An 11,960-nucleotide genomic window follows, 5' to 3' on the forward strand; every position below is an offset into this window, starting at 1 on the left:
ATGTACGTCCTGTTTCGAGTCCGTCAGTGGCTGGGCAGTGTCCCGGCCATCGTGGCGCTGGTGTTGATTGCCATGGGCATCCAGTCCCAGCCGCTGAAGGTCCAGCCGGTGTACGACGAGTCGGCGGTCGAGCTGGCGTTGGTCGAGCCTGAGCCCGAACCCGAGCCGGTGGTTGAGCAAGAACCTCCACCGCCGGTGATCGAGGACGAGGAGGCCGAGCCCACGCCACCGCCGCCACCGCCCAAGCCGATGCCAAAGCCCGAACCAAAACCTGAGCCCAAGCCCAAGCCGAAACCTGTGCCCAAGCCACAGCCGGTGACGGCCAAACCGGCGGAGAAGCCGGTCGAGGCCAAGCCCGCTGCCGAGCCCGTGGTCGCCCGTGCACCGGCACCGGCCGCGCCACCGCCGCCGCCGAAAGTCGACGGCCAGGCGCTGGAGGGCGGCTACCTCAAGGGCCTACGCAACGAGTTGGATACCTACAAGCAGTACCCCACCGGACGTCAGGCCTCCCTCGAACGCCCCAGCGGCGAGGTGGTGGTCTGGTTGCTGGTGGACCGGCAGGGCCGTGTCCTCGACTCCGGGATCCAGACCCCGGCGCCGAGCATGCTGCTCAACCGTGCGGCAACCAACAGCCTGCATCGCATCAAGCAGGTCAAGCCTTTCCCTGAACAAGCCTTTGGCGGACGTAACGAGCAGCGCTTCACCGCCACCTTCAACTACAGCGTGCAATAAAAGCACCGACGATCAGGAATACAGTGATGAGCTTCTCAAAGATTCACCTGGCATTGATTGCCGCGAGCATGAGCCAAGGTGTCGCGTTGGCGGACAGTAACGACAGTGACGTCGGTACCATCGGTGTCCAGGGAAAGGCGACGGTGGGTGGCGGTTACATGGTCCAGGAGGAGAGCGTCAAGGGGCGCTCCACGGTGACCAAGGAAGCGCTGGATAAACAGACCGCGACCGGCAACGCCATCGACAAACTCAAGTACACCCCGGGCCTGAACATCTCCAGTGAAGACGCCACCGGCCTGGGCAGCTTCCGCTTCACCATGCGCGGGCTCAACTCCGACCAGGTGGGCATGTCCATCGACGGCATGCCGATCAACGACTCCGGCAACTATGCCTTGTACGCCAACCTGCTGGGCGATCCGGAGAACATCGACCAGATCTTCGTCACCCAGGGTTCGTCCGAGGCCGACGGCCCGCACATCGGTTCCAGCGGCGGCAACATCGGCGTGGTGACCATTCGCCCGACCAAGGAAACCGGGGCCTTCGTCAAGCAAGTGGTCGGCAGCCATGCCACCACCAAGACCTTCGCCCGGCTCAATACCGGTGAGGTCAACGGCCTGAGCAACTGGCTGTCGTTCTCCCACACCGAAGGCCAGAAATGGCGCGGCAACGGCGCCGAGCGTGCCGACAAGGTCGAGTGGAACAGCTTCTTCGACATGGGCAGCGGCAACACCGCGAACCTGATCCTCAAGTATCACGAGCAGGAAAACGCCAGCTACAGCCAGCTGACCAAGGCCCAGTTCCAGAAATACGGGCGTACCTACGACCCCTATCCGTCGACTCCGGCCCTGGGCAGCAACGGCAAGATCAGCAGCTACGAGGGCCTGGCGCTCAACCCGTTCCAGACCTTTACCGGCGTACTCAACACCCAGTTCAAACTGGCCGACAACCTGTCGCTGTCGGTGATCCCGTATTACTACTGGGGTAACGGCAGTGGCGTCGGCAGCTCGGCCTATGCACTGAACAGCGGCTCCAACGTCGGCGGGGTCTTCGACCTGAGCAACCTGCCGAGCGCCGCCCAGTACAACGCCGACGGCCAGCCGAACACCGGCGTCTACTACCGGCCTTCACGGACCCAGACCTGGCGTCCGGGTATCACCACCAAGCTGAACTGGGATCTGGGCGACCACGCCCTGCAATTCGGCTACTGGTATGAGCGCGCGCGCCAGAGCCAGACCCAGCCGTTCATTCGTCTCAAGCAGAGCGGCAAGCCGGAAAGCATCTGGCCGGATTCCGATTATGTGGTCGATGCCAATGGCAAAGAGGTCCAGGGTCGTGACCGCTTCACCGTGACCCCGGCACAGAAAGTCTGGGCCCAGGACACCTGGTACTTCGCCCCGGACTGGACCCTGGTGGCCGGCCTCGCCTATATGAACGTCGAGCGTGACGGTACCAACCACGGCAGCATCACCGAGAAAGCGGAAAAACGTCACCAGACCTACAACAAGCTGCTGCCCAACGCCGGCCTGAAATACCAGCTCGACGAGCATGACCAGTTGTTCTATAGCCTGTCACGCAACATGCGTGTGCCGCAGAACTACGTGTTGTATGACCAGGGGGCGGGTTCCATCGACTCCAAGCCGGAAACCAGCTGGAACCATGAGCTGGGCTGGCGCTACACCGAACAGGACATGACCATCGCGGCCACCCTGTTCTACATGCAGTTCGAGAACCGACAGGTGTCGTCCAAGGACATCAACGGCGACTTCGCCGACATCAACGCCGGCAGTGTCGACAACAAGGGTCTGGAGCTGGAGTGGAGCGGGCTGCTGCCGCACAACTTCAACTTCTATACCTCGTACACCTACACCCGCGCCGAGCAGAAGGACAACCTGACCGTCTACAACGCCGGCAAGGCCATCCTGCTGCCGACTGCCGGCAAGCAGTTCGCCAACGTGCCGAAGAACATGCTGGCGGCCAATATCGGTTATGACGACGGCCTGTTCTACGGCACCTTCGGTGGCAAGTACACCAGCAAGCTGTATGGCGACCTGACCAACGACGAAGCCATCTCCGGACGCACCGTGTTCAACCTTGGCGCCGGTATCTACCTGCCGGTGGACAAGAAGGTGGTCAAGAGCGCGACCCTGCGCCTGAACGTCGACAACCTGTTCGACAAGAAGTACCTGGACGGCGTGTACACCACCAAGACCAACTCGGCGACCTACAGCGGTTTCCGCGATGGCGACCCGGCCTACATCGTGGGCCTGGATCGTACGGTGACCATGTCGCTGGAAGCGAATTTCTGATGTTTGTCCCACGCGTATTACCGACAGAGGTCACCCGATCATGGACATGAACCTGCTTCACGAAATCACCTTCTATGTGATGTATGCGGCCCTGGCGATTGCGATCTTTATCGCCATCGAGCGCGCCATCTACTTCGCTTATGTCCGGCGCTCGGCCCGGGCGCTGATGGAGGCACTGGGCTCTCATGTGCACAGCGCGAAGGACCTGCCGCAGGCGTTGACCCGGCGTGACAGCCTGCCGCTGGACATGGCCTCGGCGGTGCTGGCACAGAAGGCCACCCATGGTCCGCGCAAGGACCTGGACGATGTGATCGACACCCAGTACCTGGCCAGTCGCGCGCCGTTGGCCCGCAGCCTGTGGATCATCGAGACCATCACCACCGCCGCGCCACTGTTGGGTTTGCTGGGGACCATCCTCGGCATCATCGACACCTTCAAAGCCTTGGCCAGTGCCGGTGTCTCCGACCCGGGCCAGATCTCCGGTGGTATCGGGACGGCCTTGTTCGCCACCGGCCTGGGGATTGCCATCGCGTTGTTCTGCGTGGTGTTCCACAACTTCTTCCAGGACAGCCTGGAGCGCATCAACGACCAGCTCAAGATGTTGCTGATCCGCGCGTCGACCGGTGCTCGTGTGCAGGCTGAAGTAACACATCGGGCGGCGAGCCCGGCGCAGTTGCAGACGGCCTGAGTCACCACTGTCCCTTGTAGGAGCCGGCTTGCTGGCGATAGCGACCGATCAGGCGATGCAAGGCTTACTGGCCTCATCGCCGGCAAGCCAGCTCCTACACTGGTCTTGGGGCAAGCCCGTTGATCAAGTTTCGCTCCAGGACCAGGCTGTTTTATTTTCCCAGGCGAGACCCTTATGTCCCCCTTCCTTAAGTTTCAACCGACACTGTTGCGCGTCGGCATGGCGAGCCTTGTCGGCCTGCTGCTCAGTCCGCTGGCCCAGGCGGACTTTTCCATTCCCGGTTTCGAGCTGGTGCATACCGTCCCGCTCGCCACCGATCTTGGCACCCCCGATTTGCGTCAACCCGGTCCGGTCTGGATCGAGCTCTTCGATGGCGCCAAAAGCCGCATTGATATCTGCCAGTTCTATGCCGCGGACCATCCCGGTTCGGTGATGGACAAGGTCATTGAAAGTCTTGAGGCCGCCGGCAAGCGTGGTGTCAAGATTCGTTTCCTGCTGGAAGAGAAGGGTGTGAAGCTCTCCGAGGAGGCCACCCTCGAACGGCTGCGCAAGATCCCCAACCTGACCTTCCGCGTCCTGCCCTACGCACGTCTGAGTGGCGGCATCATCCACGCCAAGTACCTGGTGGTGGACGGTCGGCAGGCGTTTATCGGCAGCCAGAATTTCGACTGGCGCTCGCTTGAGCATATCCATGAAACCGGCTTGCTTGTCAGCGAGGCAACGATGGTCGGCCAGGTCCAGGCGATTTTCGACCAGGACTGGAAGGCCCAGGCCGCGTTGGCGGCGAACAAGCCGGTGCCATTGCCCAAGGCCGGGAAAGAACCGGCGCGCACCGGCAACTATCTGGTGGCCAGCCCGCAACGCTACAACCCGCCGGGCGTCGGCGATTCGCAGCTGGAATTACCGCGTTTGCTGGCCGAGGCCAAGCATGAAGTGCGAGTGCAATTGCTCGACTATGCACCGCTGTCCTACGGCCCGGACAAAACCCGCCCGTACTACGCCGTGATCGATAACGCGGTGCGTGCGGCGGCGGCGCGCGGGGTGTCGATCAAGTTGATGGTCTCCGACTGGAACACCGGCAAGCCGGAGATTGCCTACCTCAAGAGCCTGGCGGTCCTGCCCAATGTGCAGGTCAAGATCGTCACCTTGCCGCAGGACCCGCAGGGCTTTATCCCCTATGCGCGAGTTATCCACAGCAAGACCATGGAGATCGACGGGCAGGTGGCCTGGGTCGGGACCAGCAACTGGCTCGGCGGCTACCTCGACAACTCGCGCAACCTGGAAGTGGTGATGCACAACAGCGCCATGGCCGAGCGGATCGAGGCCTTGCATGAGCAATTGTGGGACGGGCCCTATGCCTGGCCGCTGGATATTGCCCGGGATTATCCGGCGCCGCATCCGGGCAAGCCTTGACCGGCACGATGTTGAAACCAGCACTGATTATCAGGGACGCGTGCCCTGATGATGCCCAGGCTATCGAGGGCCTGTATCACCAGTTGGTCACCAACGGCGCGATACAGGTCTTGCCTGAACGCCTTGCACAGATCGCCCAGGATCCGCATAGCGAATTGTTTGTCGGCGAGCTGGAAGGGCGCGTTTGCGCCACGGCGCTGCTGTTGTTGTGCAGTGATGCGATGTTCGGTTTCCAGCCGTTTGCCGTGGTGGAGAATGTGCTGGTCGATGTTGCTGTTCGCGGGGGCGGTATCGGCGACGCCTTGTTCCGCGCTATCGAGGCCTTCTGTCTGCGAACGGATTGTTCGAAGATCATGTTGCTCAGTTCCGGCGAGCGCGAGGCCGCTCATCGTTTCTTTGAACGGGCAGGGTTTGTCGGGAGTACGAAGCGAGGGGTCGTAGAGTATCGCCGTGCCTTTCGAGCACCAGGAGATTTATCTTTATGATCGTGCGAAGAGGGTACTCACCTACCTTGACGGTACACATCGTGGGTATCGCCTACGCCTGTGTGCGAATGCTGATCGGCGCCTTCTCCGTCGCCTATTTGATTCGCGCCGGTTTGAGCCTACCGCAGATCGGTCTGTTGAAGTCATTTCAGGCGGCGGTCATCGTCTTTATCGATATTCCACTTTCTTATTTTTCCGATCACTACAGTCGAAAGTTTTCCATTGCGTTGAGTGTGCTTTTCTCAGCGATTTGGCTGGCGTTGACCGGGATCAGCGAGGGCTTCTATGGCTTTCTCCTGGCGGAATTTTTTAATGCGCTGTCGCTCGGGATGATGTCAGGCACCTTCAGTGCCTATTTGTATGATGTGTCGAAAAGCGAGGGGGCCGATCACCAGGCCGTGACGATATTTGCCCGCTATCAGAAAAATCAGTTCTTCTTCATGGGGATCGCCTCTTTGCTGGGAGCCGGCGTGTTTACGCTGGAGCCAAGGCTAGCCTGGTTCATGGCGGCGCTGCTGATGTCGGTGGTCTTGCTCATTACCTGGTTCCTGCCCTCGGACAACTTTTTTAAAGCGCCCAAAGATCGCGCAATGATGGGGCGCTTGAAAGCCGATATGGCCAGTATGAGGGAGGTGTTCAGGCAGAACGGGCAGGTGGGGCAGGCAGTGATTCTCCTGGCGCTAGGCTACGGTCTGGTGCTGCAGTCGCTGATTCAGTATTGGCAGGTGTTGGCCGATATCGAACACGGCAATCTGCCGTTGGGCGTGCTACTGGGGGCGGTGTTCTTTGTCGTTCTGATGGCGCAGTCCTTGTCAGGAAAAGTCATTGAATCCCTCCACGGCACATCCTGGTTGAAAGTGATTTCCTACCTTGGGCTTGTAGCGACCGTGCTGGTCATGGCGTTGAGTTTTGTCATTCCGAGCCTGGTGGTGCTGTACCTGGTGCTGGCATTCTTTTCATGCAGTTTGCTGTCGTCGCTCAGTGGCGCTTTTATTGTGAAAATGGCACCCCCTCACCTGCGCTCAACCTTTCTTTCGGGGTTTGCCACGGTGGGCAAGATCATCATGTTTGTCACGATGCCGATCATTGCCGGCTTGATCGGAAGCTCGGGCGTCTGGTTTTTTCTGATCGCCTTCGTACTCCTGGTTTTGACGTCGGGCTTTCTATTTGGCACTGCCGCAGAAGTGCAGAAAGAAAGTTCTCTATAACTCGGTGCCACAAAAAGGGGACCTTGCGGTCCCCTGAGTGTTCAAGTCGTCTATCAAGCCAGCGTCTCAGCTGACGGTACGCATCCGGCCCTTGGCCAGCCGCAGCCGGTACAAGCCATAGATGAACAACACCCAAAACGGCATCACATACACCGAGACACTGATCCCCGGAATCATCAGCATCACTACCAGGATCAGCGCGACAAAAGCCAGGCACAGGTAGTTGCTGAACGGTGTCCAGAACGCCTTGAAGCCCGGGACCACGCCTTGCTGTTCCATGGCCTTGCGGAATTTCAGGTGGGTCAGGCTGATCACGATCCAGTTGATGATCAACGAAGCCACCACCAGCGCCATCAACAACTCCAGCGCTTCATGGGGGGCCACGTAGTTGACCACCACGCAGAGCAAGGTCACCAGCGCCGAAACCCCAATCGCCCGTACTGGCACGCCTTGCTTGTTCAGTTTCATCAGGGATTTCGGTGCATCGCCTTGCTCGGCCAGGCCGAACAGCATGCGGCTGTTGCAGTACACGCCGCTGTTGTAGACCGACAGGGCGGCGGTCAGCACCACCACGTTGAGGATCTGCGCCGCCGTGTCGCTGCCGATCAGGGCGAAGATCTGCACGAACGGGCTGCCGCTGTAGGCGTCGCCGGAAGCCCCGAGGGTGGTCAGCAACTGGTCCCACGGGTACAGCGACAACAGCACGGTAAGGGCGCCGACGTAGAAGATCAGGATCCGCAACACCACCTGGTTGATCGCCTTGGGAATCACCTTGCGCGGCTCGCTGGCCTCGGCGGCGGTGATGCCCACCAGCTCCAGGCCACCGAAGGAAAACATGATGAAGCACAGCGCCATCAGCAGGCCGCTGAAACCGTTGGGGAAGAACCCGCCGTGGCTCCACAGGTTGCTGACCGAGGCTTGCGGGCCGCCGGTGCCACTGATCAGCAGGTAGCAACCGAGAGCGATCATGCCGATGATCGCTACGACCTTGATGATCGCGAACCAGAATTCGGTTTCGCCGAACACCTTGACGTTGGTCAGGTTGATCAGGTTGACCAGCACGAAGAACACCGCCGCGCTGACCCAGGACGGTACATCGGGCCACCAGAACTGCACGTACTTGCCGACGGCCGTGAGTTCGGCCATGCCCACCAGTACGTAGAGCACCCAGTAGTTCCAGCCGCAGAGAAAGCCGGCGTAGCCGCCCCAGTATTTATGGGCGAAGTGGCTGAACGAGCCGGCCACCGGTTCCTCGACGATCATCTCGCCGAGCTGGCGCATGATCAGGAACGCGACGAAACCGCAGATCGCATAACCGAGAATCATTGCCGGGCCCGCGGACTTGAGTACGCCGGCAGAACCCAGGAACAGCCCGGTGCCGATGGCCCCGCCCAGGGAAATCAGCTGGATATGGCGGTTTTTCAGGCCGCGCTTGAGCAAACCCGGTGTCAGGTTTTCACCCGTCATTGCTTCACCTTCTCTAGTTTTTCTTCTCGGTGTCGACCTGAGCGGGCCAGGCGTGCAACCGGTACTGATGCTCGACATAAGCGGCGTGGATATTAAATCCCGAAGGTGCGGGGCTCAAGTATTACGCGGGTTCGAGGGGTAAATAGAGAAGAAACTGTAGGAGCGTGGCAAGCCTCGAGGGTGCCGGGTTCACACTCGAGGTCGATGAGAAGGGCGCCAGGTCAGGCGCCTTGCTCCGCCCGGTGGGCAAGCCAGCGCAACAGATCGTCCATGGCCACCTGCTGATGGCGTTCGACCCATTGCGAGCCTTGCGGGCTGTAGTGCTCGGTGTAGTGACTGAGGATCAGGTGGCGCCGATCGTCCGACAGCCGCAGGCTGACTTCATGGCAGTGCAGGTCAGTATCGGCGCGCTTGCTCACCCGTTGCTCAAGGATCAATGCCCGCTGTTCAGAAACCATCCTGGGCGGCTCCCTGGCAGCGGTCCTTCTCAGGCTGGGTGCTGCCCTGTTTGCCTTCCTGCACGAAAGCCGCGCGATGTTCGGCGACGACATTACGCAGGGCGCTGTAGTAGTCCGGCAGCTTTTTCAGGCTGTCGGTGAGCGGCAGCAGTTCGGCACGCTGGTCGATCACACCGCCGACCAGGTTGACCGTCTCCAGGGTCTTGACGGTGTCGCTGTGGGTGCCGAAGGGGTTGAAGGCAAGCCCCAGAACACGCCCGGCGGCGTCGCGGGCGTTGCCGGTGCCCAGCAGCGGCAGCTCGACGATGGGCCCGTTGCCGATGCCCCATACGCCAAAAGTCTGGCCGAAGTCGGCGGTGTGGCGGGGGATGCCCATCGGGTCCGAGACATCGATCAGACCCGCCACGCCGAGGGTGGTGTTGACCGTGAAACGCCCCAGGGTCGTGGCCGAACGTTTCAGGTTGCCTTGCAGCAAGTCGTTGACGAAGACCTTGGGCTCGCCAAAGTTGGTGGTGAAGTTATGCACACCCCGCTGGAAGAAATTCGGCAGGTGGAGATACCCACGGGCCACGGGGGCCAGGGCATAGTCATCGACGACCTGGTTGAAGGCGAAAATTCCCCGATTGACCCGCTGGGCCGGGTCGAACACTGGATGGTCGACTTGCGCGCAACTGGCGCTCGCCACCGGGGCCGAGCTGCTGCAGCCGGCCAGGTACGAAACGGTCAGCAACAGCGCGGCGTGACGGAGCAGGGCGGGCGAACACTTGAGCGGGGGCATGGGCAAACGGTCTCTGCGAAATACGGGAGGCTGATGCTGGCAGCCGCGCCTTGCGCAAAGATGTCTGCTTTATTGCTGCGCTGACAGTTTGTTACCGCATTGAAATATATGACGGAGCGCGGCGAATGGTTTTAGATGGAGCTCTTTCCCACTTCGAGTGATGGCCGCCGGTGAGCAGTCTGTTGATCGTGGACGACGACCTCGAGGTCCTTGCCCTGCTGAAGAAATTTTTTGTGTTGCACGGCTACACGGTGGAAGTCGCCGCTGATGGTGCTGCGCTGTGGGCCGCGCTGGAGCGCCAGGCCCCGGACCTGATCATCCTCGACCTGATGCTGCCGGGAGAGAACGGCCTGATGCTGTGCCAGCGCCTGCGTCGGCAATACGCCACTCCGGTGATCATGCTGACCGCCATGGGCGAGTTGAGCGACCGGGTGGTGGGCCTGGAAATGGGCGCCGATGATTACCTGAGCAAACCCTTCGATGCCCGCGAGTTGCTGGCGCGGGTCCGGGCGGTCTTGCGCCGGGCGGGGGAAAGCCGACCGTTGACCGGTGAAGTGCCGCGCCCGCTGATCCGCTTCGCCGACTGGCAACTGGACCTGACCCGGCGTGAACTGCGTTCGCCGGATCAGGTGATGATCCCGCTGTCGGCGGGGGAATTCGATCTGCTGCTGGTATTTGTCGAGCATTCCCAGCGCATTCTCACCCGCGAGCAACTGCTGGACCTGGCGCGCGGGCACAGCCATGACGCGTTCGACCGCAGCATCGATGTCCAGGTCAGCCGCCTGCGGCGCAAGTTGGAGTTCGATACCAAGCGCCCGGCGATGATTCGCACAGTGCGCAATGGCGGCTATCTGTTCACCCCTGATGTGACACGCCAGTGAGCCGCTTCGGAGCCGGGCGTTATCGCCCCAAGGACACGGTGGCACGCTGGATCGCCCTGACCATCCTGATGGCCATGCTCACGGCGCTGGGGTTCAACGCGCTGTTCGTCAAGCTGGCCGGAGTCTGGGCCTATCCCTCCCTGATCGAGACCGGCCTGCTGGAGAAGATCGCCTCCATCAGTCGGGTGATCGAAGCTTCCGACCCCGGGCAGCGTGCGCGTCTGGCGGCGGTGGTCAGCGATCCGAATATGCAGGTGAACTGGTACCTCGACCGTCAGGATATCGCCCAGCCAAAAATCGTCGAAGAAGTCCGGGGTCGGGGATCGGAGGCCATACGCCGGGCTCTCAATGCGCCGAACCGCCGGATCGAGGCCTATCGGCCCTCCGACTGGCCAGGCCCAGGTGGGCGCTATGCCTTGCTGATCCAGTTGGACGATGACTCCTGGCTGATGTTTTCCGCCGCCTCACGCAGTTGGGGGCTGGAGGAGGGGCCGCGTGGGCTGATCGTGATCGTACTGGTGCTGATTTCCACCGCTGTCGTCACGCTGATCGCCACCCGCCGCCTGGCCAGGCCCCTGCAACAATTTGCCCAGGGCGCACGGCGTTTTGGCGTTGACTTCCGGGCACCGCCGGTGGAGCCGGTCGGGCCCCATGAAATCCGTCAGGCGATCCTCGCTTTCAACGCCATGCAGGCCCAGTTGCAGCATTTCATCAAGGACCGCACGCAGATGCTCGCGGCCATTTCCCATGATCTGCGCACGCCTTTGACCCGCATGCGCCTGCGCGGTGAGTTCATCGAGGATGAGGAACAACAGCAGCGCTTGTTTCGCGACGTCGATGAAATGCAGGCGATGATCAACTCGGCACTGGAGTTCTTCCGTGACGATGCGCGCCTGGAAGAGGCAACGTCCTTCGACCTGGCGGAGTTGCTGCAAACCCTGGTGGACGATTATCGCGACCAGGGGATTGAGGTCGACTTCGTGGGACCGTCCAGATGGGTATATTTCGGGCGGCCGCTGGGGTTGAAGCGGGTCATCGGCAATTTGCTGGATAACGCCATCAAATACGGTCGTGAGCCATCGATCGAGTTGGAACCGGACGGAGAACGGCTGCTGATCCGCGTGCAGGATCGTGGGCCGGGCATCGCCGCGGATTACCTTGAGCAGGTGTTCGAACCGTTCTTCCGGCTGGAGAGTTCGCGTAACAAGAGCACCGGTGGTGTCGGACTGGGGTTGTCGGCGGCGCGGGCGATTGTGCTGGAACAGGGGGGGGCGCTGATCCTGAGCAATCGGGCTGATGGCGGGTTGATCGCCCTGGTGGCATTGCCGGTGCAAGGGGCCTTGTAGGTGGTGCCCGGAGGATGTGTTTGTTATCACGTCCTTTCACAAATAAAATCTTGGCAACTTCATACAACGGTAAAGAGAACACTGTAACTCCAGGGGCGATCAGTTTTTTTGATGCCAGCCCCCGGATATTTGTTGTTTGACAGTCTTTTAACTAACACTGAAACTTTCTCCATTAAGGGTGATTTTCGCCCTGCCCAT

General features: G+C 60.9%; 11 protein-coding genes. 8 read left to right on the top strand and 3 right to left on the bottom strand.

Annotation, left to right across the window (positions count from 1 at the left end; genetic code table 11):
- The 6 genes from M5C71_RS07565 (at position 1) to M5C71_RS07590 (ending at position 6,832) form a co-directional block, all read left to right on the top strand.
- Entirely contained in the window at positions 1–732 is a 732-nt protein-coding gene (locus tag M5C71_RS07565; RefSeq protein WP_248767562.1) for a TonB family protein, read from the top strand.
- A 26-nt stretch (positions 733–758) separates the two neighbouring features.
- Positions 759–3,038, top strand: coding sequence for a TonB-dependent receptor (locus M5C71_RS07570; protein WP_103494584.1), 2,280 nt, complete (start codon positions 759–761; stop codon positions 3,036–3,038).
- Positions 3,039–3,078: 40 nt separating this feature from the next.
- Positions 3,079–3,726 (top strand): MotA/TolQ/ExbB proton channel family protein, encoded by a 648-nt coding sequence (locus M5C71_RS07575; RefSeq protein ID WP_103494585.1) that lies wholly within the window; start codon positions 3,079–3,081, stop codon positions 3,724–3,726.
- Between the two features lie 174 nt (positions 3,727–3,900).
- Positions 3,901–5,139 (top strand): phospholipase D-like domain-containing protein, encoded by a 1,239-nt coding sequence (locus tag M5C71_RS07580; protein ID WP_248767563.1) that lies wholly within the window; start codon positions 3,901–3,903, stop codon positions 5,137–5,139.
- Positions 5,140–5,147: 8 nt separating this feature from the next.
- Positions 5,148–5,624 (top strand): GNAT family N-acetyltransferase, encoded by a 477-nt coding sequence (locus M5C71_RS07585; protein ID WP_248767564.1) that lies wholly within the window; start codon positions 5,148–5,150, stop codon positions 5,622–5,624.
- 41 nt (positions 5,625–5,665) lie between these two features.
- Positions 5,666–6,832, top strand: coding sequence for an MFS transporter (locus tag M5C71_RS07590; RefSeq protein WP_247263162.1), 1,167 nt, complete (start codon positions 5,666–5,668; stop codon positions 6,830–6,832).
- Positions 6,833–6,898: 66 nt separating this feature from the next.
- Here the strand turns inward: M5C71_RS07590 and M5C71_RS07595 are convergent, their stop codons facing one another.
- The 3 genes from M5C71_RS07595 to M5C71_RS07605 all read right to left on the bottom strand — a co-directional run bounded on the left by M5C71_RS07595 (position 6,899) and on the right by M5C71_RS07605 (position 9,535).
- The gene (locus M5C71_RS07595; RefSeq protein WP_248767565.1) at positions 6,899–8,299 is read right to left on the bottom strand and encodes an amino acid permease; all 1,401 of its coding nucleotides are present in this window, start codon (positions 8,297–8,299) and stop codon (positions 6,899–6,901) included.
- Positions 8,300–8,520: 221 nt separating this feature from the next.
- Positions 8,521–8,757 (bottom strand): hypothetical protein, encoded by a 237-nt coding sequence (locus M5C71_RS07600; protein ID WP_103494590.1) that lies wholly within the window; start codon positions 8,755–8,757, stop codon positions 8,521–8,523.
- Positions 8,747–9,535, bottom strand: coding sequence for a VacJ family lipoprotein (locus M5C71_RS07605; RefSeq protein ID WP_103494591.1), 789 nt, complete (start codon positions 9,533–9,535; stop codon positions 8,747–8,749). Before M5C71_RS07605 ends, M5C71_RS07600 begins: the two co-directional genes overlap by 11 nt.
- Before the next feature lie 170 nt (positions 9,536–9,705).
- On the opposite strand from M5C71_RS07605, the gene M5C71_RS07610 reads away from it, so the two are divergent.
- Both M5C71_RS07610 and M5C71_RS07615 read left to right on the top strand, forming a co-directional pair.
- Positions 9,706–10,416: a response regulator gene (locus tag M5C71_RS07610; RefSeq protein WP_177099522.1), complete on the top strand. Its 711-nt coding sequence runs from the start codon at positions 9,706–9,708 to the stop codon at positions 10,414–10,416.
- Positions 10,417–10,484: 68 nt separating this feature from the next.
- Positions 10,485–11,762, top strand: a complete 1,278-nt coding sequence (locus M5C71_RS07615; RefSeq protein WP_152741025.1) for an ATP-binding protein — start codon at positions 10,485–10,487, stop codon at positions 11,760–11,762.
- Positions 11,763–11,960: the final 198 nt, after the last annotated feature.

Source organism: Pseudomonas sp. MWU12-2345, from assembly GCF_023242385.1.
Classification (GTDB): domain Bacteria; phylum Pseudomonadota; class Gammaproteobacteria; order Pseudomonadales; family Pseudomonadaceae; genus Aquipseudomonas; species Aquipseudomonas gingeri_D.

Bases quoted from the DNA above. Each gene is read 5' to 3' on its own strand.
- M5C71_RS07605 (WP_103494591.1), bottom strand. From the start codon at position 9,535: ATGCCCCCGCTCAAGTGTTCGCCCGCCCTGCTCCGTCACGCCGCGCTG.
- M5C71_RS07595 (WP_248767565.1), bottom strand. From the start codon at position 8,299: ATGACGGGTGAAAACCTGACACCGGGTTTGCTCAAGCGCGGCCTGAAA.
- M5C71_RS07570 (WP_103494584.1), top strand. From the start codon at position 759: ATGAGCTTCTCAAAGATTCACCTGGCATTGATTGCCGCGAGCATGAGC.
- M5C71_RS07565 (WP_248767562.1), top strand. From the start codon at position 1: ATGTACGTCCTGTTTCGAGTCCGTCAGTGGCTGGGCAGTGTCCCGGCC.
- M5C71_RS07615 (WP_152741025.1), top strand. From the start codon at position 10,485: ATGGCCATGCTCACGGCGCTGGGGTTCAACGCGCTGTTCGTCAAGCTG.
- M5C71_RS07580 (WP_248767563.1), top strand. From the start codon at position 3,901: ATGTCCCCCTTCCTTAAGTTTCAACCGACACTGTTGCGCGTCGGCATG.
- M5C71_RS07575 (WP_103494585.1), top strand. From the start codon at position 3,079: ATGGACATGAACCTGCTTCACGAAATCACCTTCTATGTGATGTATGCG.
- M5C71_RS07585 (WP_248767564.1), top strand. From the start codon at position 5,148: ATGTTGAAACCAGCACTGATTATCAGGGACGCGTGCCCTGATGATGCC.
- M5C71_RS07600 (WP_103494590.1), bottom strand. From the start codon at position 8,757: ATGGTTTCTGAACAGCGGGCATTGATCCTTGAGCAACGGGTGAGCAAG.